Genomic DNA, 26287 nt, shown 5'->3' on the forward strand with positions numbered 1-26287 from the left:
CGATGCCGAAATCCCTGGTCAAGGTCGGAGCTGAGATCGACGGCTTCACCGTCGGTGAATGCGTGCATGCCGGCGGCATGGCGACGCTGTGGACGGTCACCCATCCCGGCATCGACGCGCCGCTTCTGATGAAGGTTCCGCGGGTGTCCGAGGGCGAAGACCCCGCCGCCATCGTCTCCTTCGAGATGGAGCAGATGATCCTGCCGCGGCTCGCCGGCCCGCACGTGCCGCACTGCTTCGGTACCGGCGATTTCGCGCGCCAGGCCTATGTCGTGATCGAGCAGCTCCCCGGCACCACGCTCTATCCGCGGCTGCCCGACCTGCCGCTGCCCTATGAGGAGGCGCGCGTGCTGGTCGCGAAAATCGCGACCGCGCTGGCCGATCTGCACCGGCAGAACGTGATCCACCACGACATCAAGCCGAGCAGCATCATGTTCCGGGCAACCGGCGAGGCGGTGTTGATCGACTTTGGGCTGTCGCACCACGACCATCTGCCGGATCTGTTGCAGGAGGAGTTCCGGCTGCCCTACGGCACGGCGCCCTATATGGCGCCGGAGCGGCTGTTGGGCGTGCGCGACGATCCGCGTAGCGATCTGTTTTCGCTGGGCGTGCTGCTCTATTTCTTCACCACGGGCGAGCGTCCCTTCGGCGAGGGCGAGACACTGCGCGCAATGCGGCGCCGGCTGTGGCGCGATCCGCATCCGCCGCGCAAATTGCGTCCCGACTATCCGCCCTGGCTTCAGGAAATCGTACTTCGGTGCCTGGAGATCGAGCCGGTCCGGCGCTATCCGACCGCCTCGCAGCTTGCCTTCGATCTCACCCATCCCGACAAGGTCAGGCTCACCGCGCGCTCGGAGCGGCTCAAGCACGATCCGCTCTCGATCGCCTGGCGGCGGCGCTTCAATCATGAGGCGACGCAGCCGCGACCGAAATCGGATGTGGCGGCGCAGATTGCGTCGAGCCCGATACTTGCGGTTGCTCTCGACACCGCCGAGGGCGCGGCTGAATTGAACGAGGCGCTACGGGTCACCACCGAGCGGATCCTGGCTACGCTGCCCTCGGCGCGGCTTGCTTGCGTCAACGTGCTGAAGCTCAACCGTCTCGTGATCGACCGGACACTCGACGAAGACGGATCCAACAAGCATATCGACCGGATGGTCGCACTCAGGCATTGGGCGACGCCGCTCAAGCTCGACGAGAGCCGGCTCACGGTTCATGTGCTGGAGGCGGTTGATCCGGCCGCCGCGATCCTGGAATTCGCCGAGATCAACCAGGTCGACCACGTCATCATCGGCGCGCGGCAGAGCTCGTTCAGGCGCACGTTGCTGGGCAGTGTTTCATCCCAGGTGGCCTCGGAAGCGGCCTGCACCGTCACCGTGGTGCGGCCGCCGCGGATGGCGGCGGATTCAGATGAGGTGAAGGCGGACGAAGCTGCAGGCTAGACCAGATCTGCGGATCAGGCGGCGTGAGCGCCGTGACCGTCGCGCTTGCGGCGGACGGGCAACCAGAAATCGGGCTCGGCGTCGCTATGGTCGGGACCGACGCCGAAGAACTGGATGATCTCGTGGCAGGGTTGGCAATGGAACAGATTCCGGGAGGAAGCTGCCTTCGACATTTCGTTCAGGCAGTTGGGGCAAAGCGGTTTCATCGGGCGATTCCAGAAAAGGATTAAATACTGACGCTGTGACCGGAACTGTTCCAGGTCCACGATCTCGGACCCGGTGTCGTTGGCCTCACACGCGCGGCCGAAGAGATAGTTGAGGTCCGGATACGGGCACCGCGGGATGCGGCGCTTCGGTTGATGCTTCACGATCGCGACCTGCCCGCCCCTTTAGCGTCGGTAGCGATTGAGATGGATGATGCGGGCGGAACGAGCCACGACTTTCACCGGTCGCGCGACATAGACGCAGCGCGCCGCGACTGCTGCATTCAAGCCGAGCCACAATGCCACGCCAGTCCAGACCAAGGTCGTCGTCATGATGTGCTCCCGTCAAAAAGGGGAGCGCTCTTGTGCATTGATTTGTACGAATCAGGGAAGCTGGGGTGATTACGGGGTTCAAGGCAATTTTAAGTTTGTCGCGGTGCAGCACCCGTAGAAACCCGCAATATATTTCGTGCGCGCAGGTTCAGATCGCTTCGCCCCGCGCGTTCGCGGCCGCATTGCGGATCGCGTCGATGTTGGTCTTGTAGGCCTCTTGCGTGCCGCCGCGAAACACCGCAGTGCCGGCGACGAAGGCGTTCGCGCCGGCTGCCGCTAGCGCCCCCGCGACCTCGGGTCCGACGCCGCCATCGACCTCGATGTCGATCGGCCTGCCTGCGGTCATCGCGCGGATGTCGCGGATCTTGCCGAGCGCGGAGGGAATGAAGGACTGCCCGCCGAAGCCGGGATTGACCGACATCACCAGCACGAGATCGATCAGGTCGACGACGTATTCAATCGCGCTGATCGGCGTGCCCGGGTTGAGCGAGACGCCGGCCTTCTTGCCGAGCGCGCGGATCGCCTGGAGCGAGCGGTGCAGGTGGGGACCCGCCTCCGCATGCACGGTGATGTGGTCGCAGCCGGCCTTGGCGAAGGCCTCCAGATAGGGATCGCAAGGCGAGATCATCAGATGCGCGTCGAAGATCTTCTTGGTGTGCGGACGCATCGCCTTGATGACGTCGGGGCCGTACGAGATGTTCGGGACGAAATGTCCGTCCATGATGTCGAGATGCATCCAGTCGGCGCCGGCGGCGTCGACGGCGCGCACCTCTTCGCCGAGCCTGGAAAAATCCGACGCGAGGATCGACGGCGCGATCACCAGGGGGCGGAGTGCGAGGGCTTGGGTCATGGGCACGGTTTCCCGAGAAAGCCGTTGGAGCGTGTGACGATGGGCCTCGCCTAACATGGGCGATGCGGGGGAGCAATGCAGGGGGAGGCGCTTCCTGTGGGCGGAAAATTCTGCCGCAACCGGCACGAATTGCCGGTGTTCCCCGACGGTGCAAGGCGCGGGGAAGCCGGATTTGATTGAGGTTTTTGCGCTGGCACGACGCTTGCTGACTGGATTTGGAGCATAGGCCGCGGCTTGCCGCATCGTCTGGAGTTGTCGAATGTTGTTCGCCCTTGGTGCGGTATCGGGTGCGCTCGATGCGTTGCAGTCGCTGACATCCTCGAAGACGTCCTCGACGCAGCAGACAGGCTCCACGCAAGGGGCGACCAACCCGTTCTCGATCGACAGCGGCAGCAGCACGACGAGCGGCGCGAGCTCGTCGGTCAACTCCGGCAACTGTCCGCAGATCTCGCCTGAGACGATGAGCGCGCTGATTGCGGCGCAAAGCCAGTCGTCGGCGAGCACGAGCAGCTCCTCCAGCTCGACCTCGTCGAGCTCCTCAACGAGCTCATCGTCGACCTCGATGAGCCCGCAGGACGCCCTGAAGGATCTGTTCTCGCAGATCGATGCCGATGGCGACGGCAAGATCACCAAATCGGAATTCGAAAACGCGCTGGGCGCGGGCGGCACCAATGTGGCGCAGGCCGACGACGTCTTTTCCAAACTCGACAGCAATAGCGACGGCAGCGTCAGCCTCGACGAAATGTCGAAGGCGCTGCAGGGTGGGCATCACGGCCACCACCAGGCCGAAAGCGCCGGCAGCTCCAGCGGCTCCGGGGACGCCAGCGGCAGCAGCTCGGACGGCAGCTCCGATCCCTTGACCGGGGCGACCACGACGTCCGCGACCAACAGCGACGGCTCGACCACGACCACCATCACCTATGCCGACGGCTCGAAGGTCTCCATGACGACGCCGGCTGCGTCGAGCTCATCGAGCTCCGGTTCCAACTCCAGCGGCTCGAACTCGGCGACATCGTCCTACAACTGGATCGAGCAGATGATCCAGCGCGAGGCGCAGCAATTGTCGGCCACCGCGGCCTCGTCGCTGTCGGTGAGCGTGTAAGCACCGGCGCGATTTGACACCCCGGCGTCCGGGGCGATCAGGGAGCTTCATTTCTCGCTCTCGCCGAAAGCGAGACACTCGCTCGCAGGAACCCTGACCGGGTCAAGATCGTAGCTTCCGGTCTGTGGGTTGTGTCGGTACCTGATGTATTCGCCAGGCGACGGGGTCGGGAAACACCGGAACCGCGGGATATTTGGCGAGCCGGTGGGCGTTTTCGCTTTGCTGACATCCTCCGCGGGAGTCGGTGTAGTTTGAGGTGGCGCCGGTGTCGCCTGAGACGGCGTAGGAGTGGTGGGGATCGGAGCGGGCGTTGGGCTGGGCGTAAGCGTGGGGGGAGGCCTCGGAGTTTCCACCGGATTTGGCCTTGGCGTCTCCACGAGAGGCGGCTTCGCCCAATTGTACTCGTAGGCCAAGGTGCCCCCTACCACAGCGAGCGCTCCGACAATGCACAGGATGGCTGCGCCGAGACCTGCCTTGACCGGCGCGGAATTCCAGGCCGTGGTGCGCGAAACGTCTGCCAGAGATCTAGCGGCAATCAGCCCCGGCAGCGCGCGCCCAACATAGTAGAATGATCCGACGATCAGAGCATTCGATAAGGCGCCAAGGAATGCACGGTCAGAATTGATCCGGAATGGCCTAATGGATACTTCCAGCTCCGGCAGGGCCGACAGCAGGAGTACAACGCCGCCAATTTTCGCCGCCATTCTGTGAGGTTCCGGGACGCGGGAGAGAAAATTCGCCTGCGATAGCGAGTGGAGCAGGCCGATACGGTAGGGGTCAATGCGATCGGCAGCACCGATGCCGAGTCCAACCAGGAACAGCTGATATCGCACAAACGGATCGAGTAAGACCCCGCCCACGGAGATGTTGACCCCGACGCAATCCAGCACGATCAATCCTATCACGAACCAAAGAGCCGGGCCGCGGAGCCCGAGGAGGGATTGCAGCAAGCGCTGGATCGATCGGGGCAAATCAATCTGCGAGACGCGCGCCCGCAGTTCCGACGATCCCGCCTCGCCGAACGGAGATTCGACGGCGAACATACGTTCGCTGAGCGGCGCTGTGCCGACGGATCGACGCACGCGAGGCGGCGCGTCGATGGCTGAGCGTATGAGCCGTGTCATGACCAGCACCAGAACGACAGTGACGAAGCCGGCGAGACCCGGGTAACCGAGAAAGAAGCGAAATACGGGTACGTCAACAGCGTTGCTGCCCCACTGCAGCAACGCGCCCGTCAATTCGACGACGGCGAGCACGACGATGAGACGGTGCAGCGGCGCACGGGACAGCCCGATAAAGGCAAGCAGTATGAGCGCGAGCGGATACAGATCGGCATTGATCCGCAACGAAGAGTTGCCAACGTCCAATTCGATCATGAGGAGACAGAGGATGACCATCTGTGGCGTGGTCACCCGATCCTGCGTGAGGACCGAGGCCCGCAGCCTGGCGTCGGTCGCGAACATCGCGGCCAGGAGCGCCGCAAGGGCCCAGCCCAGAGCGGGACTGACGGCGACGAATGAGCGGTCAATTGCGATGCACAGCATCATCGGCACAAGCGCCAGCGACATCGCGGGCAAGGCGCGGGCGCCGTAGTGCGCCGCGATCCACGCCGAAACAGGCAAGGCCAATTGATGGAAGCCGCCAAGCCTCAGGACCGACAGGGCGCACGGTACAAGCAGCAGACATCGCCACCACAGCCCATCCCTGGGCGCAACTACGAGATCTGACCGCACGGTACGTATGATCGGCCAGAGCAACAGCCAATTCATCAGCCAGGAAAGCTGGCGGAAGACTGCGGTTACCGTCGGGTCGTCGGTTATTGTCGGGATGAGTATGTGCAGGATGGGGACGGCGACCGCAAGAGCAAGGAGGCCTACCAGAGGCCTCCGCTCGGAGGCGGGGACCTCCTCGTTCCAGGCGATCAGCAGCACGAGGCCAACGAGCGCAAGCGATAGCCATGGGCCGTAGATTGTAAGCGTCCTGAACGCAGCGTTCGGAATACCAATATTCGCGGCGAACTGCGCAATTTGTGGGCTGAATGCGAATGCAATGGGAAGCACGACACCAAACGCCATTCCGAAAAGGACGAGGAATGTCGAAGTGAAGGGAATGCCCTGCACGAGCAGGCGCCATCGTATTATCCAACGCGATCGCGGAGACTGGGGCTGCCACCTTGGCTGCTCGAAGGCCAAAAGCCCGGCGGCGATGCCGCCGATCAGGCGCGCATTTGCATCAAGAGGCCACCAGAACTCCTTGTGATCACTCCAGCTAATGTCAAAGAGAGGCACCGAGACAGCATCAACGACAAGGAAGAAGGCGACACCGGCCAGCGCCTGCCCGACCACGTAAAGGCTTGCGGCCTTCGCGATCGCGGGTCGGGGCGCGGCTCCCTGGCTTATCATCCTGGTTCCCAACGACCAGGCCATGAAGGCGCCGATGCTGAGCATCGCGAACTCATGCTCAATCCACAGGAGGATGTCGCTACCCTCCAGCACGCGCTGCAGATTGCCGGATGCCGCATAGCCGATGAGTACGGTCACCACGGCAGCATTGGCCCAGGGGTGAGCCAGCGAGAACAGGGCTCTTACGACAAGTGGGGATGGAGCGTCTGCGCTGAACCAGCGATACGCGATCGTGGCCATCAAGCCTTCGGCAATACACAAATGACGTATCGCAGGCAGCGGCTCGGCGGCGAGGGCGGCTAGCATGAGGACCGCCGCGGCCAACGTCGCAAGAGCCGCGAGACCTGCGTTAACGATGCGATATCGCGGCGCGAAGAAGAGGAGAGCGATAGCGACGAGCCCGAGATTCGTGATGTCCCTCGCGACCGGTTCGATCGATTGTGCCGCCCTGAAGATCAAGCCACCCAGGCGTTGCGCATGTGTCACGACGAAATACGCGGCGAATGCGACGGTCGCGGCAGTCAAGACGACGGCGAAGCCGGTTCGCCAGTCTAGATCGTTGAGCGCCACTCTCCGCGAGCCGACACGCTCTCCGATCATTCCCTTCATCAGCGGGTCGGATCGATCCGACGGGTCCATGCGCTCAAGCGCTATCTCACGCAACTGACTGAGATCGTCCGGGGAGATGACCGCTGCGGTTGTGGCAGTGCTGTAGCGGCGCGGTGCCGCCTCGCCGGCCATGTACAACAGCCAGGCGGACCGTGCGGTCTCTCGCAACTCCTTGGGGATTCGATCGACGAGCGCAATCCGAAGCCAGTTTGGCAGCTCGCCCCGACGCATCCAGGGAAGATTGGCCAGCCGTGCGAGCGAGGATTCACCGGGCATGGGAACCCCCAGCAATGTCAAATGGCCTGCAATGCCGTCGGTCGTGGCTGGTGAAAGGCGTGGCTGCACTGCGAGAATGGCTAGCAACGCGAAAGCGCGCTCGCCCAGCCATTCACGCAACTGATCGAGGAGAAGCGCCGCCCGCTGCGGCGACGGTAGCTTGCGGCCGTCCAAGAGAGCGGGTTCGAGCTGAAATTGTGGAGACGGCTGCTCTTCGTCCGCGGTCGCTTCTTCTGTCGCCACCTCGTATTCACGCGGCGACAGCAGCCATTCCGCAATCTGCCGAATCCCTTCAGTTCGGAACTCCACGACGAACCAGCCAGCTCGGCGCAGAGCCTGCACGGCAAAGCTTGGTGGGGTCGTTAGTTCGGGAACAAGCAAGATTCGTTCGGAAAACTCATCGATCGGCGCCGAATTGATCGCTGCGTCGGCGAGACGATCATAGAACGGCCGTCCGTCGGAGATTACCAGCAGCCGCGCGCCGTAGTGGCGCAACGCAACGTGATCTAGGGTTTCGACTTGGCCGCCGGCCCAGCGGTGTGCGATGTGAGGTCTGCCGAAGAATGCATATGCGTCGCTGTGCACGCCGCCCTCGCGCAGGCATCTCAGCAAAGCCTCAACCGGAACCCTCATCTGATCCTCGGCGTGGTTCAGCTCTGCAAGGACGACGTGCTCGGGCAGCTTTGGACGACCGCCCCGGACGATGATGGGAACGCCGGCGTGACGGACGGTCTTGCGAACGGTCAGCGGCAAATTGAGAAAATAGCCATGCGGCGACAAGTGGCGGCGCAGCGAGCGTAGCGATGTTCGTAGCGATCCTTCACTAAACCACGCGAGGTGACCTCCCAGGAACGGTGGCACTTCATCCGGGCGCGAAACAGCGACCTTGACGCGTTCGCGGTGACGGCTTCGCAGAACGATGACGGCCATGATGATGCCGACGAGCGTTGCCAGATAAACCGGCGCTGCATCAAGCCAAGTCGCGGGAAGGGTAGGTGTTGGACCCGTCCCGTTAGGCTTGAAAGGACCGATCGGCAACGGAGAGGTGGGATCGATGAGTAGCGCCAGCAGAATCGTGATGAAGCTGGCGATCCCGATCCAAACCAGCCAATTGCGTCCAACGGTGCGCGCAGCATCTTCGGCTCGCGAAAGGGTCTTAATCGGTTGCACTAGCTCGGCGACCGGGGCCAACTCGGTGGTCTCAGTTTCCGATGTTCGCATTTCGGCCGCCAGACGCGCCCGCAAGGCGCCTTGGTCGCGTGCGCTCGTGCAGAGAAGGGGCGCAAGCCAATCGGCCGCAACAAACGGTTCGTTGAGCAGGACGCCGGCGCTCGCCAGGCGCCGGAGCAGGGCGGCAGCCATGATCTGCCGGTCGATGCCGATGCGCAAACCATCCTCTCGCCGGAGCCGATCAAGCAGGCCGTCGAGATCCGGTACTGCACGATGGGGGGCTATGTCTTCTGCTTGAGCCATGATTGAAGCACATTGCGCCCCAATTCGAGATCGGGCGTCGATTTGAGGAGCACGCCCAGCGACGCCTCGAGCTGTTCGCTAGGCAGATTGCGAAGGCTTGAGACCGACGTGCGTCCGGATCGTTCGGGATCGAGCAGTTGCCGCATCCAGGCCAGCACTTCAGCCGTCGCGGGCCGCTTGCCGAGACCGCGTTGTATGCGCAGTTCGTGGACGAAGCTGAGCGCGTCGTCGAAGAGAGCTTCCGAGACGGAAATGTCTGCAAGACGCGCCCGCACGATCTCGCCGATCGTTACGTCTCCGGGAAACCGGGACTCCTGTGGGGGGAAGTCGATATGGTGGAAAATGCAGCGCCGCAGGAAAGCTTCAGGCAGGCTGCGTTCCGAGTTGGTCGTCATGATGACGATCGGCCAGCTTCGCGGGTTGTCGAGGCGCACCCGCACGCCGAGCTGAGGAATGTCGAACTGCATCAGATCAAGCTCTGTCAGCAGATCGTTCGGCAGATCTCGCGGCGCCTTGTCGATTTCGTCAATCAGGACGATCGGCGGCGACTGGCGGATCGGCAGGTCGTCTGCGACCAAATCCTGAAAGACATTGAGCTCGCCGCGGAATCGGGAACCCCGGCCAACCGCTTCGAGCTTTTGCAGCGGCGCATTGGGCCCCCCGGCTTCGAGAATGGCGCGACCAAGTCCGACAAAGGCGATGTAGGCCGAAATCGGCTCCTTGGATCTAGCATCGCCCGTCCTGCGGGTCATGGGCCTAACCGGTTTGGGGTTTGCATCGTCGGCATCGCGGTAGGCGTCGCGCAGTCGTCCGAGTTCGTCGAAACGATAGAGAATGGTTTCCTTCGATGCGTCGGATGTCACGGTCATCCGGATGAGCGATGTCCCGACCGGAAGTCCGAGATCGGCACAGATGGCCGTCGCCAGCTCGGTCTTGCCCACGCCCGGCTCACCCGCAAGCAGCAGAGGCATCCGCAAACTCATTGCCACGTTGACCGCCCGTATCAGGCTTGGACTGGCACGATATGCGTCCGGCTGACCGCCGAGAATTCGCGCAGGCAAGGGAAGCTCCGATAGTGACCTGCGTGGTCCCTGCGTTCCGCCGCGATAAAACAGCGGCTCTTTGTTGAGAGTGTTGCTGATCGTGCTGTCAAGTGCCGCCACGGTCCTACTCCTCCGGTTATATCTGTCCTTCCAAAAGCCAAAGCAGATCTTTCTGGGTAAAGTTGATCCAGCCACGGCTCGTGACATGCGGTTCGAGGCTGCGCGCCAACGACTGGAGTTCCACGGGGCGATCGCTTTGCAGGACCTTCAGCAAGATCAGATTGCGGATATCGTCCGGCCACGCTTTGACATGTTCGAGGGAATGCGGGCCGAGGTAGACCGACTTGCTCAAAAGGCCAGTCGCAGGTTTCTTGAGCTGTTCCAGCAGATTGCCATCTGCCGGCCGTCCTTCAAACGTGAGAACGTATCCCGCGGCCTCGCCGCGCGCGCGTTGGACACCTGCCCAACATTGCCGCCATTCGGTAATCAAATGAAAGTCGAGTGGCGTGGGCTTGGCAGGCAGCGAGACATGAAACCAGGGTGCCACCGAATGCCCCTTCAATTGGGCGGCAATCTCCTCCCATTTCTCGGGCCAGGGCGGACTTAGAAGCATGTTGCGGGCCGTGTTGCGGCACATCGTCTTCACGGCGGAAACGGGGTCATTGGAATCTTGCGGCCAGGACACCGCAAGCAGTCCCGACGTGCGATCCTGGAACAGCCTTGGCAAGGCCTCTTCGTGAATGCGCATAACCAGGTCGCCGCATCGATCCTGTTCTTGGCCGTAGGCGATGATCTCCACGGATGTGCCATTTGCGGTCGCATCGACGATCGTATCGATGACGCTTCCGGCAATCGTGGTGCGGTCAAAGAAGTGGATGATCTGGGACAGCTTGCGAAATTCCGGAGGAATGTCCGTGATGATGATGTTGCGCGCCTTGGGCAGCGGAGGAGTCGCGCCGAGCAGATTGCACAGATGCTGATCTTGACTGAGGAGGGCGCCGATTGGCTCTGCCTCGAGAACACTCGCGGGATCCCAACCATCCGGGTACCGTCGCATGACACCGAGGATCAAGTTACCGGCAACAAGCGGTCCACCAGAGAGGCCTTTCCACGCGGCTGCGTCATTGGCAGGCACCGAGAGGGTTGAATTGAAGGCGATGGTCGGAGGCTTCTCCGAGAACGTCCAGCATTTCCCGGGCAGATTGACGTGTGCGACGCGCTCATGAGGCTGGTTCTTCGCCTGGGCACGTGGGAATCCCACGGTCCAGGCGACCGTGTCGTCCTCTGGCCAGTCGGCAAATTGCATTTCGCGCTGCGGCCTCGCCGCCTCGTCCTTGAGCAAGAGGACGGCGATGTCCGGTGGTACAGTTCCCTGGGGAACGGGCGGTGGCCAGACGACCTCCGCGGCGATCGGTCGTGTTTGGTCCTTCGAGAGCTCGCGCCCGAGATAGGCATAGACCTTATCCGCGCGCTGCCAGGTTTTTTCATTGGCCACGCAGTGCAACGCGGTCAGGACCAATCCCGGCCGTACCAGCCAACCTGTCCCTGATTGATCGGGGTTGGTGGACTGGATCTTGACCACATCGAGAAATCGGTCCCGCGGATCCATGGCGCCGAAGCCGAGCGCTAGCTATCCGTTAGCATTCGGTTTCGGAGGATCGTCGGGGGTCGGCAGGCGCTGGGCGCTGTCGTCGGCGATCCGGTTGGATCCGTCAATCTTGAGCTTCAAGGTGACCTTGTGGCTGCCGGTGTCGTCCCGCTTGAGGCCGCCACCCGCTTCGGCAACCCAAACTTTGATTCCGACCTTGCCATCCTTGCTCACAGTGAAGCCGACTGAGAGTTCCAGCGTGATCTCCTCGGCCGAGAAGCGCAACGCCTTTCCTGCGCCATCGGCCATCGCCGTTTCGAGTTCGGCACGAAGATTTGCGATTGCAGCTGCGATTCCTAATCCGCCCTCTGGTTCCGTGCTCACGGTCCGTCTCCTCTAAAGGAATTGGCAAACAATGGGATGCGCGGTCGTGTTAAATATGTGCAATTGCTCCGGCTGATGACAAAAATAGTCGCTACGCCGGCCGCGGGCGATATTGTAGTGATACACACTTCGGTTGCAATAGGTTTGCGGTGGATTCCGATGCGCCGCGCTGCGGCAAGGACGCCACTTCAGCCGAACCGATCCTTCCACGCCCGTAGCGCATCGTCAGTCGGCAGCGCGATGGCGCGCTCGACGCCGCGTGCGACCACGTTTGCCGCGACCGAGCTCGGGACCAGAGCAACCAGTACACCGCTGCTTCTCCCTATCCCTCTGCTATCTCAAATGTTTCGGCGTCGCCCGAGCATGGCGACGGCGACAAGCCCTCTTACTTTGCATGGGGTTGTTTTTGATGTTTTGTTTGGCAGCTCCCCAACCATGTCTCTGTGCTTGACCGCCGCCGCTTTCACGCCGGGCGGTGACGAGAGTGTCGGACTAGCCGAACCGATCCTTCCACGAAGGTAGCGCGCCGGCGAACGGCAACACCGTCGCGCTGTACACGCCGCGCGCAATCGCGCGCGCCACGACGTTGGCTGCGACCATGCCGACCTCGGTGAGGCCGACGATCGGATCGATCGGCTTTTCGCAAGTCGCGGCGGCAAACAGCACGTCGCCGTCGGTCGGTGCATGCACGGGATAGATCGCGCGGGCAAAGCCCGTCTGCCCGATCATGGCGAGGCGCTTGGCTTGCGCCTTGGTCAGCGTCGCATCGGTGACGACGAGGCCGATCGTCGTGTTCTCGCGCGGGCTCGCGGCCGGCCCGCCCTTGATGCGCATCTTGAGCATGTCGTCCGTGAAGGTATCCGGCAGGCCGCGTCCGCCGAATTCGCCGCCCACCTCGAACGGCGCGGCCCAGAACCAGGGGCCGTCGCCGACGGTTACGCTGCCGACCGCGTTGACCGCGGCGATCGCGGCGACCTTGATGCCGTTGCTGGTCACGGCGGACGCCGAGCCGAGCCCGCCCTTGAAGTTCGCCGTGGTGGCGCCGAGGCCGGCGCCGACACTGCCGATCGCGAAGTCCGTGCCGGCTGAGGCTGCCGCGGCGTAGCCGAGGTCGCGATAGGGCGGGAAGCGGCCCCAGGCCTTGTCACCGCCATTGAGGAGATCGAACAGGATCGCGCCCGGCACGATCGGGATCAGCGCCTCGCGGACCCGGAAGCCGCGGCCCTGCTCGGCGAGCCAGGCCTGTACGCCGCCGCCGGTCTCGAGCCCGAAGGCCGAGCCGCCCGACAGTGCGATCGCATCGACGCGCTCGACCGTGTTGGCAAGGTCGAGCAGCGCGTCCTCGCGCGTCCCGGGCCCGCCGCCGCGCACGTCGATCGCCGCCACCGCCGGCTGGTCGAAGACGATCGCGGTCGCACCCGAGGCGAGCTTTTCGTCGTGGGCGTGCCCGACGCGGACGCCGGCGATATCGGTGAGGAGGTTTTTCAAGGCGGACTCCCGGCGCTGCAAGCGACAGTGCCGTCAGCGATAGCGCAGGCGCAAGCTGCGCTCAACTGCCGAGCGCGATGCGGAGCATCCCGGCGAGCTCGGACTTGCGGTAGGGTTTTGCGAGCAGCAGCACCCCGGAATCGAGCCGGCCGTGATGGACGATGGCGTTCTCGGTATAACCTGACGTGAACAGCGTCTTCAGCGCCGGGCGGCGCCTGGCCGCTTCGTCGGCGAGCTGGCGGCCGTTCATGGCGCCGGGCATGATCACGTCTGTGAAGAGCAGGTCGATATCGGCATTACCGTCGATCAGCGTCAGCGCTTCCGCCGCGTTCGCCGCTTCCAGCGCGTTGTAGCCGAGGCTCCTGACCTGGGTCACGACATATTGGCGCACCAGCGCGTCGTCCTCGACGATCAGGATCTTTTCGTCGCCGCCCTCGATCGGCACGTTCCGCAGCGCCTCGAGTGGGGTCTCCTGCACGCCGCTCGAGCGCGGCAAATAGATCTTCACGCTCGTGCCGTGACCTTCCTCGCTGTAGATCTTGACGTGCCCGCCGGTCTGCTTGACGAAGCCGAACACCATGCTCAGCCCAAGTCCCGTACCCTTGCCGACCTCTTTCGTCGTGAAGAAGGGGTCAAACACCCGCTCGATCATTGCAGCCGGAATGCCGATGCCGGTGTCGCTCACCGCGATCATCACGTAATTGCCGGCGATGATGTCGGGGTTCATGCTCGCATAGCTGTCGTCGAGGAAGACGTTGCGGGTCTCCAGGACCAGCGTGCCGCCGTCGGGCATGGCGTCGCGCGCGTTCAGGGCGAGGTTCAGGATCGCGGTGGTGAGCTGGCTCGGGTCGACCAGCGCCGGCCAGGCGTCCTCGGTCAGTTGCGACGAGATGGTGATCTGCTCGCCGAGCGTCGGGCGCAGCAGCTTGGCGGCTTCCACGACCAGCGCGTTGGCGTCGACCTCGCGCGGTTGCAGCGGCTGCTTGCGGGCAAAGGCGAGGAGGTGCCTGGTCAATTGCGCGCCGCGTTCGGCCGCATCGTCGATCAGCCTGGTGATCGCCGTCAGATCGGGCCGGTCGACGACGGCCTCGGACAGGATCCCGATTGTGCCCGTGATGACGGTGAGCACGTTGTTGAAATCATGAGCGACGCCGCCGGTGAGCTGGCCGATGGCGTCCATCTTCTGCGCCTGCCTGAACTGCGCCTCCGCCGCCTGCTTCTCGGTGAGGTCGCGCCCGATGAAGAAATGGCGCTTCACCGGCTCCGACCAGGTGCCGAGCCAGTTCAGCGTGACGTCGTGCCCATCCCGGTGGGGGTAGCGCGCCTCGAAGCTGCGCTTGGTCAGGCCGCGCCGCGCGGCGCGCATTTCCTCGCGTGTCCCCTCGAGATCGTCGGGATGGATGAACTCCGTCGCGTTGTGTCCGATCATGTCCTCCGGGCTGAAGCCGAGGATATCCTTCACGCTCGGGCTGACCTGGACGAAATTGCCGTAGCCGTCAGTGACCAGGATCAGGTCCTGCGACGTCTCGAAGATGCGCTCGCGCTCCTCGACCTCGCGATTGAGCGCCGCCTGCGTTCGCTTGCGCTCGGTGATGTCGCGGGCGATCTTGGAGGCGCCGATGATCTTGCCGTCCGACGACCACAGCGGGAACAGGCTGAGCACGACGTCGAGCGGCTGCCCGCTCTTGTTCACGCGCACGGTTTCGTGCTGCTCGATGACCTCGCCATTGCGGGTGCGGGCGAGGATCTCCTCCATCTCCTCCCGACGACCTTCCGGCATGATGATGTCGATCGGCTGTCCGACGGCTTCCGCCGCGGAGAAGCCGAACACGCGCTCGGCGGCGCGGTTCCACGCGGTGATGGTGCCATCGAGCGTCTTGGTGATGATGGCATCGTTGGAGGATTCCACGACTGAGCTGAACAGCCGCTCGCGTTCGCCGAAACGATCGCGCTCCGAAGCCGTTTGCCGTCGCAGCATGCCGAGCAAATCCATGGTCTGCGCCTGCAGGCGGACATTCTCGATCAACAGCACCGCCAGCACGAAGCTCGCCGCGAACAGGCCGTAAATGCGCCCCGCATAAAAACCGAGATCGAAACGCGCGCCATTGAGGATTCCCGACAGGGCGATATCGAATAGCCAGGCGCACATGACAACCATGAGCCAGACGTCGATCACCGAATGCGGCCGCCGAAACCACAGCGTGACCAGGGCGGCGGCGCTCAAGGACCATACGAACGAGATCACGCCGATCTGTGTGGGCGTAAAGCGGCCGTCGCGCAAAAGGTCCGGCAGCAGGTCATGCTTGGCCGTGACGATCCAAGCGAAGGCGATGACCGCCACGGCCGATCCGAGTATGCTGCCGAGGATCGCGCGGCGCACCGTCCCCCTTATTTTGACGCCGCCGCCAGCGTCCTTCAGCCAAGCATAGGCGAGCACGAAGAGCGGAAAGCCGCCGTGCCAGATCATATACAGCCAGGCGGTGGTCTGCGGACCCGCGCCCAACAGTCCGGTTGGCGCAAACAGCTCGGGGAAGGTCAGGGCGTGGGCAACGGCTGCGGCCGCGGTGAAGAGGTAGCCGGTTGAGAGCATCAACAGCGCGCGGGTCCGCAAGACCGCAAATTGCGACAACAGCAGCACCGCAGTGATGACGTCGCTGACGGCGAGCGCGGACTGGTAACTCGCGACGAAGGCCGGAACGCGCGCAAGCGGCACGCGGGCGAAGGGAACGGCCAGCGCGAACAGAATCGACGAGACGCCAACGATCGTCAATGCTGCAGTGCGATCGCTCCGAGCGGCTGGCAAGGTCGAAAGGAAGGTGCTTCGGTCGTTCGGTGCCAGCACGTTCACCTCTTGCGGACCGCCATTGACGCTTCCAGTAAGACACACTCCCTCGGAAGCATCTTAGCCCGCTACCTCGCTTCGCGGTAGCCGGGTCTGGGCACGTGCTCCGATGAGAAGATACGCGACTCAACCGAAGGTTAGAGCTTAATTAAATTTTTAGAGAACGAGGAGCCGAGACCCGGTAAGCTGGCCTTTACTGACCGGGGAAATAATACCTCTACCGCTGTGGCGGGATCCCGTTCCGGGAGGCAGATTTTCCGTCTGACACCAATCTCATGACGCCGGGAGTCGTTCCCATGACCCGCATTCTCGTGATCGACGACCAGAAGGACGTCCGGGCGATGGTGTCCATCGTGCTCAGGGTCAATCGTTTCGAGGTGGTTGAGGCGGAGAGCGGCGCTGCCGGGCTGAAGGCATTCGGCGAGGCGGCGTTCGACGCGGCGATCGTGGACATTTTCCTGGCCGACACCAGCGGCCTCGAGGTCATGACGGCGATTCGCGAGAGCTCCCCAAACTTCCCGATCGTCGCCGTCTCCGGCATGACCGCGCTCGACTTCATGGAGGAGGCGCCGGGCCTTGCCAACGTCGTATGCCTGCAGAAGCCGTTCCGGCCCAACGATCTCCTCCAGGCGCTCAAGACGGCGCAGGCGGGCAAGCTTAAGGCCGTGGTCTGACTGCCGGATGGGAAAACGCCCCGGCGAACCGGGGCGTTTGTAAGGATGGCCTCAAGGCCGAGGCCGTTGGGAGCCCTTGTTAGGAATCCTTGTTAGGAGCCCTTGGCGCCGAGCTCGGCGTAGTTGCCCTTGGCGTCCCACTTGTAGACGACGTAGTCGATCTGCTTGATGTCGCCCTTGGCGTCATACTCGATCGGCCCGAGCACCGTATCCCACTTGCCGGCCTTGATGGTCTCCATGACCTTCTTGGCGTCGGTGGTACCGGCCTTCTTGACCGCCTGCGTCCAGACCTGGAGCGCGGCGTAGGTGTAGAGCGTATAGCCTTCCGGATCGATGCCCTTGGCCTTGAAGGCTTCGACGATCTTCTTCGCGGTCGGCTTGTTGCGCGGATCGGGGCCGAAGGTGAACAGCGTGCCTTCGCCCGCCGGGCCGGTGATGGAGGCATACTCCTTGTCGGCCAGCGCGTCGCCCGACATCAGCACCGTCTTCAGGCCCTGGTCGCGCATCTGGCGCAGGATGAGGCCGGCTTCCTGGTGGTAGCCGCCGACATAGACGAGGTCGACATTCTCCTTCTTCAGACGCGAGACGATCGCGTTGAAGTCCTTGTCGCCCTTGTTGTAGGACTCGTAGAGCTTCTCGGTGATGCCGGCCTTGTTGAGGGCCTTCTTGGTCTCGTCGGCAAGACCCTTGCCGTAGGTGGTCTTGTCGTTGAGGATCGCGATGTTCTTGCCCTTGTAGTTCTTGGCAATGAACTGCGCGGCGATCAGGCCCTGCTGGTCGTCGCGGCCGCAGACGCGCGCCACGTTCCACAGCTTGCGCTCGGTGAAGAGCGGGTTGGTCGAAGCCGGAGTGATCTGCAGGACGTTGCCGTCCGCATAGGCTTCAGAGGCCGGGATCGAGGATGACGAGCAGAAATGGCCGGCGACGAACGGGATCTTGGCGCCGGCGATCTTTTCCGCCACCGAGCGGGCCTGCTTCGGATCGCAGGCGTCGTCTTCGGCGTTGAGCGTGATTTTCTTGCCGTTGACGCCGCCGGCGGCGTTGATGTCCGCCACCGCCAGGTCGGCGCCGTTCTTCATCTGCCGGCCGAATGCGGACTCGGTGCCGGTCATCGGGCCCGCGACTGCGATGGTGATATCCTGCGCGTACGCTGCCGTCGACAGCGCTACGGACGCGCCAAATGCCAGACCGATGAGTTTCAGTGATTTCATGAGATACCTCGCGGGTGGTCGTCTGTTGGGAGTTGCCGGGTTCGCCCGGTTCAAACCGGCGCCATTCTTGAATGAATTTGCGGAGAAGTCACCGGCAAAATACGGGCATTAGCAAAGATATCTAGCTGCATTCTCGCGCAGGGCGGGGCCGGTCAGGCGTGCCGGCCACCTTCCAGATAGGCAGCGCGGATTTCAGGGCGCTGCAGCAATTCGGCACCGCTGCCCGCGAGCGTGATCAGGCCGTTGACCATGACGTAGCCGCGATGGGCGAGCTTCAGGGCATGGTTGGCGTTCTGCTCGACGATCAGCACGGTCAGGCCGTCCTGCCGGTTCAGGGTGCGGATCGCGTCGAAAATCTGCCGCGCGATGAGCGGGGCGAGCCCCAGCGAGGGTTCATCGAGCAGGAGCAGGCGAGGGCGGCTCATCAAGGCGCGGCCGATCGCCAGCATCTGCTGCTCGCCGCCGGACAGGGTTCCGCCACGCTGGGCGAAACGTTCCTGCAGGCGGGGAAACAGGGCGAACACGCGCTCGAGCGTGCTCTCCCGTTCCGCAGGCGTGCTGTCGGTGACATCGGCCCCCATCTGGAGGTTCTCGGCGACGCTCATCCGCGGGAAAATGCGGCGGCCTTCCGGCGATTGCGCGATACGCAAATGCGCGATCTCGTGGGTCGGGACGGCGGTGATGTCCTTGCCCTCGTACAGGATCTGCCCGGCGCGGGCGCGCGGCTTGCCGAAGATCGTCATCATCAGCGTCGACTTGCCGGCGCCGTTGGCGCCGATCAGCGCGACGATCTCGCCGGAATTGATCTCGACGTCGACGCCCTTCAGCGCCTCGATCTTGCCGTAGGCCGCGCGCAGGCCCCGGATCGCGAGCAGGGGGGATGCCGCCGTCACGACCCGCTCTCCATGACGGCCATCGCTTCTTCCTCGTCGGCGCCGAGATAGGCGGCGATCACCTTGGGATCGTCGCGCACCTCGCGCGGCGTGCCTTGCGCGATCTTCACGCCGTGGTCCATCACCACGATGTGGTCGGAGATCTCCATCACGACCGACATGTCGTGCTCGATCAGGAGGATCGAGGTTCCCAGGTCGTTGCGGATCGAAAGCAGAAGCTCGCTCAAGGCGGCGCTCTCGCGCGCGTTGAGGCCGGCAGCTGGCTCGTCGAGGCACAAGAGCGCGGGCTCGGTGCACATCGCGCGCGCGATCTCGAGGCGGCGCTGGTCGCCATAGGCGAGGTTGCCGGCCGCATCGTCGGCGCGATCCAACAGGCTAACCCGCTTCAGCCAATCGGTGGCGAGACCGATCGCATGCGCTTCCGCACTGCGGTAGTTCGGCGCGCCGATCAGGCCGAGGAAGGTGAAACCGGAGGCGCGCATCAACATGTTGTGCTGCGCCACCATCAGGTTTTCCAGCACGGTCATCCCCGGAAACAGGCGGATGTTCTGGAAGGTGCGTGCGACCTTGGCCTGTTTGGCGATGCGGAAATCGTTGAGCCCCTCGAGCGCGATTTCCTTGCCGTCATCGTGGGTGAGGCGGATGGTGCCGCCCGTCGGCTTGTAGAAGCCGGTGATGCAGTTGAACACCGTGGTCTTGCCGGCGCCGTTCGGTCCGATCAGCGCCGTGATCTTGCGCCGGTCCGCCGCGAACGACAGATCCTGCACGGCGACGATGCCGCCGAAGCGCATGGTGAGCTGATCGACGCTGAGGATACGCTCGCCGCTCATCCGTGGCCTTCCTTGACGAGGTCGGAGGAGATGGCCTGCGCCTTCTTCAGATACACGGTCGGCGCGCGATGGCCGATCAGGCCGCGTGGCCGCCAGATCATGATCAGCACCATCGCCCAGCCGAAAACCAACATGCGGTAGATCTCAAGCCCGCGGAACAGCTCGAAGCCACCGATCATGGCGAGAGCGGCGAGCGCCACGCCGAGTTGCGAGCCCATGCCGCCGAGCACCACGATGGCAAGCACCAGTGCGGATTCCTGGAAGGTGAAGGATTCCGGGCTGATGAAACCCTGGCGCGTGGCGAAGAAGGCGCCGGCGAAGCCGCCGAACAGCGCACCCGTCGCGAACGCCGTCAGTTTCGTGGTCGTGGTGTTGATGCCGAGCGCACGGCAGGCGACCTCGTCCTCGCGCAACGCTTCCCAGGCGCGGCCGATCGGCAGACGCCGCAGGCGGATTGTCACCCAGTTGGTGAGCAGCGCCAGCGCCAGGATCAAATAGAACAGGAAGACGATGCGGTGGGTCGGCGAATACTCGATGCCGAGCTTTGCGGCGAGCCCGTCGTCGCTGTTGTCGAGCGGGATGCCGAACAGGGTGGGGCGCGGAATGCCGGTGACGCCGTTGGGCCCGCCGGTCAGGCTCTGCCAGTTGATGATGACGAGTCGGATGATCTCGCCGAAAGCGAGCGTGACGATAGCGAGATAGTCGCCGCGCAGCCGTAGCACCGGGAAGCCGAGCATAACCCCCCACATGGCTGCGAGGATGCCGGCGAGCGGCAGGCAGATCCAGAACGACCAGCCGAAATTCGTCGCGAGCAGCGCGTAGGAATAGGCGCCCACCGCATAGAAAGCGACGTAGCCGAGATCGAGCAGGCCGGCGAGCCCGACCACGACGTTCAAGCCCCAGCCCAGCATCACATAGGTGAGCACGAGGATTGCGAGGTCGAGGATGTAGCGCTGGTTATAGAAGATGACCGGCACGAGGAGGGTGAAGATCAGGAGCGCCGGCGCCAGGTAGTTGCCGAGGATCGACATGCCGCGATGCACAGCGGGCGGCACCAGCTTCTCGGCGCCGACAGGGCCGATCCATTGCCGCAGCAATTCGATGAGGATCGATCCTCCGAACACGATGCCGACGATGGAGGCGAGTTCGCCGAACCGCGTCCAGTAGGTCAGTTGCCCATCGGGACCGGCCTCGGTGCGGATGCCGATCATCAGCGAAAACAGCAGCAGCGCGACGAGAGCGCTCAGGAAGGCCTTTTTCAGGATGAAGGGGATACCCGCTGCGGTGCGGGTTGCGGATACCGTTTCTTGCGAAAGAGCTGTCACGCAGGCGACCTGTCAGACTTTTTCGACTTCGGGACGGCCGAGCAGGCCGGTCGGCATGAATATTAGCACGATGATCAGGATCGAGAACGCGGCAACGTCCTTGTACTCGACCGAGAAATAGGCCGACCAGAACGTCTCGATCAGGCCGATCGCAAGCCCGCCGAGCACCGCGCCGGGCAGCGAGCCGATGCCGCCGAGCACCGCCGCCGTGAACGCCTTGATGCCGGCGACGAAGCCCATGTTGAAATCGACCTGGCCATAGTAGAGCAGGTACATCAGGCCCGCCACTGCCGCAAGCGCCGCGCCGATCACGAAGGTCATGGAGATGGTGCGGTCGACATTGACGCCGAGCAGCGCCGCCATGGTCTGGTCCTGCTCGCAGGCGCGCATGTCTCGCCCGAGCCGCGTGCGCAAGACAAGCCGGTTGAAGATCAACAGCAGCACGATCGTGGTGGTGACCACCAGTATCTGGATGTTGGAGAGCTGGATCACGAAACCGTCCGCGCTCTCATGCAGAGTGTAGCCGCCGGTGATCAACGGCGGGATCGGCTTGACCCGGGCGCCCTGCGCCACCTGCGAGTAGTTCGTCAGCACGAAGGACATGCCGATGGCCGACAGCATCGGGGCAAGGCGGAAGGAGTGACGCAACGGACGGTAGGCGATGCGCTCGACCGTCCAACCATAAAGCGCAGTAATCGCCATCGAGGCGAGCAGCACGACCAGCAGGATGACCGGAACCGCGGTCAGGCCGAACGAGACCAGGATCAGGAAGGTGATCAGGGCGATGAAGCCGCCGATCATGAAGATGTCGCCATGGGCGAAATTGATCATGCCGACGATGCCGTAGACCATCGTGTAGCCGATAGCGATCAGGCCGTAGATCGAACCGAGGACGAGGCCGTTGATGAGCTGCTGGGTGAAATAGTCCATGGGCTGCCGCTATCCAGACTGACGCACCATGAGGGAACTCTTGGGCCCCGGCAGCCCTGAAACGGCACGTCGTCCGCATTTTGTAACAGGAGGGAACTGGCGGCCGCAACTGGCCAGGCCTCGCCATAAAGGCTTGTACAGGGTGATTTTCGTCCCCCGGGGTTCCGGCGCCGGAGAGGAACCCGGTTCCAATGGCAACCTAGTCGGGCGCTGACCGTTATCCCGCCTCAGGTCGCAACAAGGGAGTTTCCCGCGATGACGAAGCAGCAGAACCAGAATCCGGGCCAGCAGAATCAGAAGCCCGGCCAGCGCCCCGATCAGCAGCAGGGCGGCGGCCAGAAGCCCGGACAGCAGCAGCAGGATCCGATGCGCCAGGGCGACAAGCCGGGCCAGCATGGTCAGGACCAGGGTTGATCCTGAAGCACCTTGGAGTTGTGCAACCTTAGAGTTGTGACAGTCCCGCCGAAAGGCGGGACTTTTCCTTTTGCCCGGCTGAGGTTTGTCCACAGCAGTTAAGGTAAACGAAGAGTTTAAATTGCCGCCTCAAGTCGAGGGGAGTTAGCTACCGCAAAAGGCCCGGCCGGCTCGGGCCCAACGGAAATCATGCGGGAAGCGGCAATGCTGAAGAACTGGCGGATCGGGTCAATCAATGGCGTGGTGCTCGCCGCCTATTTCATCCCGGCCTGGACGTTGATTGCCTTCAACATCATGGTCGCCCCCGTGCACGGGCTCTACGAGCGGCCGAGCGTCGCGGTGGCGCTGTTTATCAGCGACCAGCTCCAGATGTCGGGCATGAGTACGGTCCGCGCGGCGTGGCTGCTGGCGCTCGGCCGCCTCATCGTGGTGGCGTTCTTTGCCATTTTCCTGGCCCTGCTCTCGATTCCCCGAGTCCGCAAGGCCGGCGGCTCGGACGAGGCGCTCGCCATTGCGCTTGTCATCGGCAGCCTGATGTCGTTCGCGAGCATGGTGATGGCCTCGAAGGTCGGCGAGATGGCCGCCCTCAGGCTGCACGCGACCGAGCTTCTGCTGCTGCTCGGCGCGACAATCGTGCTGGTGATCGAGCGGCCGGTCCGGCCGCGCGTGGAAACCACAGCGCCGCTAGGGCTTGAGCAGGCCGAGCTCCTGCACAATCGCTGAGGCTTCCTTGACGGCGTGGTTGGCCGCCGGCACGCCGCAATAGATCGCCTGCTGAAGAAGGATTTCCTTGATATCGTCGGGGGTGAAGCCGCCCTCGGCGAGCGCTGCGCGCACGTGCAGGCGAAATTCATCCCATTGCCCGAGCGCGACCATGGTGCCGATGACGAGCACGCGCCGCGTCCGCTCGTCGAAATGCGGCCGCGTCCAGATCTCGCCCCAGGCGTAGCGGGTGATCAGGTCCTGGAAATCGGTATTGAACGCATTGCGGTTGGCGATCGACTTGTCGACCCAGGCGTTGCCGAGCACCTTGCGGCGCGCCTTCATGCCGGCATCGCGGCGCTTCTCGTCGTCCATTGATTTCCTCCAGAATTGAGTCATTCCGGGGCGATGCGAAGCATCGAACCCGGAATCTCGAGATTCCGGATTCGCCTCTTCGAGGCGCCCCGGAATGACAATCAACAATTAGCGTTGCGTCAAGAAGCCGACCACCGCGTCGGTGAAGGCGTGCGGCTGCTCGACATTGGAGATGTGGGCGGCATCGATGATGGTCATGCTGGCGCCGGGAATTTGGCTGCGGATCAATTCGCCCGCCGAAATCGGGGTCGCCATGTCGTGGCGGCCGGCGATCACGAGCGTCGGGCTCTTGATCTTCGGCAGCAGCGCGCGCTGGTCGAGCGTCGACAGCGCCTCGCAGCAGGCGAGATAGCCCTCGACGGGGGAAGCGAGCAGCATCGATTTCATCTTGGCGGTGATCTGCGGCTCACGCTCGCGGAAATCTGCGGTGAGCCACCCCGCGAGCACGGCATCGGCGACCGCCGCGATGCCGCCCGTCTTCACCGCCTCGATACGTTCCAGCCATTTGTTTGGTTCGGCGTAGTAGCAAGAGGTATTGGCAAGGATGATCTTGCCGAACCGCTCTGGCGCGTTGGCGCCCAGCCATTGCCCGACCATGCCGCCCATCGACAGGCCGCACCAATGCACCTTCTCGATGTTGAGATCGTCGAGGATCGCGAGCACGTCGCGGCCGAAGCGCTCCATCGAATAGGGGCCGGGGGCTACGCTTGACTTGCCGTGGCCGCGGCGGTCATAGCGGATGACGCGGAACACCTGCGTCAGCGCCTTCATCTGCGGCTCCCACATCTGCAGCGTGCAGCCGAGCGAGTTGGAGAGCATCAGGGTCGGCCCGCCGTCGCGGCCCTCGACGGACACGTTGAGCAGGCACCCGTCGGCATCGATCATGGGCATGGCGGCGTCTCCGTTTATTCGCGGTCGAGGCTGTCGAGCAGCCGGTCGATCAGGGCTTGGGAAGCGCCTTGATAGGCCATCGGCTCGAACAGTGCCGCAATTTTCTCCGGCGCAAGATGCGCGGTGACATTCGAATCGGCCGCGAGCACGTCGCGCAAATGCTTCTTCTCGGCAACCGCCTTCTTGCTGGCAGCCTCGACCAGATGATGCGCGTCGCTCTTGCCGATGGTCTCGGCGAGCGCGAAGGTGACGGCTTCCGCCATGATCAGGCCGTGCGTCGCGTCGAGATTGGCGCGCATGCGCGCCGCGTCGACGTCGAGGCCTTCGGCGATATCGACGATGGCTGCAAGCGCGCCTGAGGCGACCAGCATCAATTGCGGCAGCGTCGGCCATTCCGCGTGCCACGGGCCGGCGCTGCGCTCGTGATCCTGGACCTGGGCCGCGAGGATCGTCGCGGCCAATTGCGGCGCCATCGTCGCCGCGCCAAGCGCGCTTGCGGCAGCGACCGGATTGCGCTTGTGCGGCATGGTCGAGGAGCCGCCGCGGCCTTCGCCGGCGGGCTCAAAGGCTTCGGCGACGTCGGTCTGCATCATCAGCGAGACGTCGCGGGCGATCTTGCCGCAACTGCCGGCGAGAATCGCAAGGCTTGATGCCGCCTCCGCGATCCGGTCGCGATGGGTGTGCCAGGGCGCCTCGGGCAACTGAAGGTTCAACTCCTGCGCAAGCCGCTCGGCGACGACAAGTCCCTTGCCGCCGAGCGCCGCGAGCGTGCCGGCGGCGCCGCCGAATTGCAGCGCGAGGCCTTCGCGGCGCAGCCGCCGCAGCCGGCAGCGTGCGCGGGCAAGGCTTGCGGCATACTCGGCAGCCTTCAATCCGAACGGCATCGGTAGCGCGTGCTGCAGCCAGGTGCGCGCGACCATGGCGGTGTTGCGGTGGGTACGCGCCAGTGCGGCAAATCCTTTGATGGCACGACTGAGGTCGGCGTCGAGCGCATCGATCCCGGCGCGAAGCATCAGCATGGTTGCAGTGTCGATGACATCCTGGCTGGTGGCGCCCCAATGCACGTAGCGCGCGGCCTCCGCATCGGCCTTGGCGACGCTGGCGGTCAGCGTCTTGACGAGGGGGATCGCCAGATTGCCCGACCTGGTCGCGGCCTCCGCGAGCGCGGTGAGGTCGAACGCCGACGCCTGGCAGGCGGCTTCGATCGGGCCGACCGCGCTTGTGGGAATCACGCCGGTCGCAGCTTCCGCCCGGGCCAGCGCTGCCTCAAATTCGAGCATGTTTTGCAGGTAAGCCCGGTCATCGCAGACCGCGCGCATGGCCACGCTCGACAGCATCGGCGCAAGCAGGGGGGAGAGGGATGTGCTCATGTTGCGCGGGACCTAACCACCATGGGCCGCGTCTGCCAATCCCAAACCGTTCGGCAAGCGTTTTGCAGTTGCGAATATGCATTGCATGTGATCGCCGGTCGCCCTTTCCTTTGCCGCGGCGCTGCGTTACTTGAGCAGCGTTGTGTCAGTGATCCCGGGAGGCGGCCCATGGCCATGACAATGAACGGCGAAGTTCAGCTTGCGGCGTCGCGCGAATCCGTGTGGGCCAAGCTCAACGATCCCGAGGTGCTGAAGGCCTGCATCCCCGGCTGCGAGGAACTTGAGAAGACCGATGACGGCGGTTTTCGCGCGGTCGCCAAGATGAAGGTCGGCCCGGTGTCAGCGCGCTTCAAGGGCAAGGTCATGCTCAGCGATCTCGACCCGCCGAACGGTTACAAGATCACCGGTGAAGGCGAGGGCGGGGTGGCCGGCTTCGCCAAGGGGGGCGCGGCGGTGAGACTGTCGGAGAAGGATGGCGGCACGCTGCTCTCCTATGATGTCGAGGCGCAGATCGGCGGCAAGTTGGCGCAGCTCGGCCAGCGCCTGATCAACGGCGCCGCCAAAAAGCTCGCCGACGAATTTTTTACGAATTTCGCCAAGGCGGTACAGGGTTAGCCCTGCGCCTTAAGGCATAACT

The 26287-nt window shown here is 63.8% G+C and carries 23 protein-coding genes; 6 read left to right on the forward strand and 17 right to left on the reverse strand.

Annotation, left to right across the window (positions count from 1 at the left end; translation table 11 throughout):
• Positions 1-2: 2 nt before the first annotated feature.
• Entirely contained in the window at positions 3-1442 is a 1440-nt protein-coding gene (locus NLM33_RS45235) for a bifunctional serine/threonine-protein kinase/universal stress protein (protein WP_254105180.1), read from the forward strand.
• Positions 1443-1456: 14 nt separating this feature from the next.
• Here the strand turns inward: NLM33_RS45235 and NLM33_RS45240 are convergent, their stop codons facing one another.
• The 3 genes from NLM33_RS45240 to rpe all read right to left on the reverse strand — a co-directional run bounded on the left by NLM33_RS45240 (position 1457) and on the right by rpe (position 2828).
• A complete protein-coding gene (locus tag NLM33_RS45240) occupies positions 1457-1810 on the reverse strand; it encodes a hypothetical protein (RefSeq protein WP_254105181.1) in 354 nt (117 codons plus the stop codon).
• 21 nt (positions 1811-1831) lie between these two features.
• Positions 1832-1978: a hypothetical protein gene (locus NLM33_RS45245; RefSeq protein WP_254105182.1), complete on the reverse strand. Its 147-nt coding sequence runs from the start codon at positions 1976-1978 to the stop codon at positions 1832-1834.
• A 148-nt stretch (positions 1979-2126) separates the two neighbouring features.
• Positions 2127-2828, reverse strand: a complete 702-nt coding sequence (rpe, locus tag NLM33_RS45250) for a ribulose-phosphate 3-epimerase (protein WP_254105183.1) — start codon at positions 2826-2828, stop codon at positions 2127-2129.
• Between the two features lie 259 nt (positions 2829-3087).
• Here rpe and NLM33_RS45255 point away from each other — a divergent pair, with 259 nt between their 5' ends.
• A complete protein-coding gene (locus NLM33_RS45255; protein ID WP_254105184.1) occupies positions 3088-3930 on the forward strand; it encodes an EF-hand domain-containing protein in 843 nt (280 codons plus the stop codon).
• Between the two features lie 47 nt (positions 3931-3977).
• Here the strand turns inward: NLM33_RS45255 and NLM33_RS45260 are convergent, their stop codons facing one another.
• From NLM33_RS45260 to NLM33_RS45285, 6 genes are all read right to left on the reverse strand, one after another.
• Positions 3978-8606: a hypothetical protein gene (locus NLM33_RS45260; RefSeq protein WP_254105185.1), complete on the reverse strand. Its 4629-nt coding sequence runs from the start codon at positions 8604-8606 to the stop codon at positions 3978-3980.
• 62 nt (positions 8607-8668) lie between these two features.
• A complete protein-coding gene (locus NLM33_RS45265) occupies positions 8669-9853 on the reverse strand; it encodes a MoxR family ATPase (RefSeq protein WP_254105186.1) in 1185 nt (394 codons plus the stop codon).
• A 16-nt stretch (positions 9854-9869) separates the two neighbouring features.
• The gene (locus NLM33_RS45270) at positions 9870-11342 is read right to left on the reverse strand and encodes a serine protease (RefSeq protein WP_254105187.1); all 1473 of its coding nucleotides are present in this window, start codon (positions 11340-11342) and stop codon (positions 9870-9872) included.
• Positions 11343-11363: 21 nt separating this feature from the next.
• Positions 11364-11705, reverse strand: coding sequence for a trypco2 family protein (locus tag NLM33_RS45275; RefSeq protein ID WP_256570596.1), 342 nt, complete (start codon positions 11703-11705; stop codon positions 11364-11366).
• A gap of 492 nt (positions 11706-12197) precedes the next feature.
• On the reverse strand, positions 12198-13193 hold the full coding sequence (locus NLM33_RS45280; protein WP_254105189.1) for a P1 family peptidase: 996 nt from the start codon (positions 13191-13193) through the stop codon (positions 12198-12200).
• A 61-nt stretch (positions 13194-13254) separates the two neighbouring features.
• Positions 13255-16035, reverse strand: a complete 2781-nt coding sequence (locus tag NLM33_RS45285; RefSeq protein WP_254105190.1) for a PAS domain S-box protein — start codon at positions 16033-16035, stop codon at positions 13255-13257.
• A 296-nt stretch (positions 16036-16331) separates the two neighbouring features.
• Here NLM33_RS45285 and NLM33_RS45290 point away from each other — a divergent pair, with 296 nt between their 5' ends.
• A complete protein-coding gene (locus NLM33_RS45290) occupies positions 16332-16709 on the forward strand; it encodes a response regulator (RefSeq protein ID WP_254105191.1) in 378 nt (125 codons plus the stop codon).
• A gap of 92 nt (positions 16710-16801) precedes the next feature.
• Here the strand turns inward: NLM33_RS45290 and NLM33_RS45295 are convergent, their stop codons facing one another.
• The 5 genes from NLM33_RS45295 to NLM33_RS45315 form a co-directional block, all read right to left on the reverse strand.
• Positions 16802-17920 (reverse strand): branched-chain amino acid ABC transporter substrate-binding protein, encoded by a 1119-nt coding sequence (locus NLM33_RS45295; RefSeq protein ID WP_254105192.1) that lies wholly within the window; start codon positions 17918-17920, stop codon positions 16802-16804.
• 152 nt (positions 17921-18072) lie between these two features.
• Positions 18073-18813, reverse strand: coding sequence for an ABC transporter ATP-binding protein (locus NLM33_RS45300; RefSeq protein WP_254105193.1), 741 nt, complete (start codon positions 18811-18813; stop codon positions 18073-18075).
• Positions 18810-19643 carry an ABC transporter ATP-binding protein gene (locus NLM33_RS45305; RefSeq protein ID WP_254105194.1) on the reverse strand — a complete coding sequence of 278 codons (834 nt, stop codon included), beginning with the start codon at positions 19641-19643 and terminating at the stop codon, positions 18810-18812. Before NLM33_RS45305 ends, NLM33_RS45300 begins: the two co-directional genes overlap by 4 nt.
• Positions 19640-20968, reverse strand: a complete 1329-nt coding sequence (gene livM / locus NLM33_RS45310) for a high-affinity branched-chain amino acid ABC transporter permease LivM (RefSeq protein ID WP_305880512.1) — start codon at positions 20966-20968, stop codon at positions 19640-19642. Before livM ends, NLM33_RS45305 begins: the two co-directional genes overlap by 4 nt.
• A 12-nt stretch (positions 20969-20980) precedes the next feature.
• Positions 20981-21898, reverse strand: coding sequence for a branched-chain amino acid ABC transporter permease LivH (locus tag NLM33_RS45315; RefSeq protein ID WP_254105195.1), 918 nt, complete (start codon positions 21896-21898; stop codon positions 20981-20983).
• Positions 21899-22153: 255 nt separating this feature from the next.
• Here NLM33_RS45315 and NLM33_RS45320 point away from each other — a divergent pair, with 255 nt between their 5' ends.
• Positions 22154-22312, forward strand: a complete 159-nt coding sequence (locus tag NLM33_RS45320) for a hypothetical protein (protein ID WP_254105196.1) — start codon at positions 22154-22156, stop codon at positions 22310-22312.
• Between the two features lie 204 nt (positions 22313-22516).
• Entirely contained in the window at positions 22517-23035 is a 519-nt protein-coding gene (locus tag NLM33_RS45325; RefSeq protein WP_254105197.1) for a hypothetical protein, read from the forward strand.
• Here the strand turns inward: NLM33_RS45325 and NLM33_RS45330 are convergent.
• From NLM33_RS45330 to NLM33_RS45340, 3 genes are all read right to left on the reverse strand, one after another.
• Positions 22997-23389, reverse strand: a complete 393-nt coding sequence (locus NLM33_RS45330; RefSeq protein WP_254105198.1) for a carboxymuconolactone decarboxylase family protein — start codon at positions 23387-23389, stop codon at positions 22997-22999. The two genes, NLM33_RS45325 and NLM33_RS45330, sit on opposite strands and share 39 nt — an antisense overlap.
• 108 nt (positions 23390-23497) lie before the next feature.
• Positions 23498-24280, reverse strand: a complete 783-nt coding sequence (gene pcaD / locus NLM33_RS45335) for a 3-oxoadipate enol-lactonase (protein ID WP_254105199.1) — start codon at positions 24278-24280, stop codon at positions 23498-23500.
• A 14-nt stretch (positions 24281-24294) separates the two neighbouring features.
• Positions 24295-25650, reverse strand: a complete 1356-nt coding sequence (locus NLM33_RS45340; protein WP_254105200.1) for a 3-carboxy-cis,cis-muconate cycloisomerase — start codon at positions 25648-25650, stop codon at positions 24295-24297.
• Between the two features lie 168 nt (positions 25651-25818).
• Between NLM33_RS45340 and NLM33_RS45345 the strand changes: the two genes are divergently transcribed.
• A complete protein-coding gene (locus tag NLM33_RS45345) occupies positions 25819-26265 on the forward strand; it encodes a carbon monoxide dehydrogenase subunit G (protein WP_254105201.1) in 447 nt (148 codons plus the stop codon).
• Positions 26266-26287: the final 22 nt, after the last annotated feature.

It is taken from the genome of Bradyrhizobium sp. CCGUVB1N3 (genome assembly GCF_024199925.1).
Taxonomy (GTDB): Bacteria; Pseudomonadota; Alphaproteobacteria; order Rhizobiales; family Xanthobacteraceae; genus Bradyrhizobium.

Coding starts and splice junctions, on each gene's coding strand:
- pcaD (WP_254105199.1), bottom strand. CDS start 24,280: ATGCCCATGATCGATGCCGACGGGTGCCTGCTCAACGTGTCCGTCGAG.
- NLM33_RS45235 (WP_254105180.1), top strand. CDS start 3: ATGCCGAAATCCCTGGTCAAGGTCGGAGCTGAGATCGACGGCTTCACC.
- NLM33_RS45305 (WP_254105194.1), bottom strand. CDS start 19,643: ATGAGCGGCGAGCGTATCCTCAGCGTCGATCAGCTCACCATGCGCTTC.
- NLM33_RS45295 (WP_254105192.1), bottom strand. CDS start 17,920: ATGAAATCACTGAAACTCATCGGTCTGGCATTTGGCGCGTCCGTAGCG.
- NLM33_RS45245 (WP_254105182.1), bottom strand. CDS start 1,978: ATGACGACGACCTTGGTCTGGACTGGCGTGGCATTGTGGCTCGGCTTG.
- NLM33_RS45270 (WP_254105187.1), bottom strand. CDS start 11,342: ATGGATCCGCGGGACCGATTTCTCGATGTGGTCAAGATCCAGTCCACC.
- NLM33_RS45330 (WP_254105198.1), bottom strand. CDS start 23,389: ATGGACGACGAGAAGCGCCGCGATGCCGGCATGAAGGCGCGCCGCAAG.
- NLM33_RS45290 (WP_254105191.1), top strand. CDS start 16,332: ATGACCCGCATTCTCGTGATCGACGACCAGAAGGACGTCCGGGCGATG.
- NLM33_RS45325 (WP_254105197.1), top strand. CDS start 22,517: ATGCTGAAGAACTGGCGGATCGGGTCAATCAATGGCGTGGTGCTCGCC.
- NLM33_RS45345 (WP_254105201.1), top strand. CDS start 25,819: ATGGCCATGACAATGAACGGCGAAGTTCAGCTTGCGGCGTCGCGCGAA.
- NLM33_RS45255 (WP_254105184.1), top strand. CDS start 3,088: ATGTTGTTCGCCCTTGGTGCGGTATCGGGTGCGCTCGATGCGTTGCAG.
- rpe (WP_254105183.1), bottom strand. CDS start 2,828: ATGACCCAAGCCCTCGCACTCCGCCCCCTGGTGATCGCGCCGTCGATC.
- NLM33_RS45320 (WP_254105196.1), top strand. CDS start 22,154: ATGACGAAGCAGCAGAACCAGAATCCGGGCCAGCAGAATCAGAAGCCC.
- NLM33_RS45340 (WP_254105200.1), bottom strand. CDS start 25,650: ATGAGCACATCCCTCTCCCCCCTGCTTGCGCCGATGCTGTCGAGCGTG.
- NLM33_RS45315 (WP_254105195.1), bottom strand. CDS start 21,898: ATGGACTATTTCACCCAGCAGCTCATCAACGGCCTCGTCCTCGGTTCG.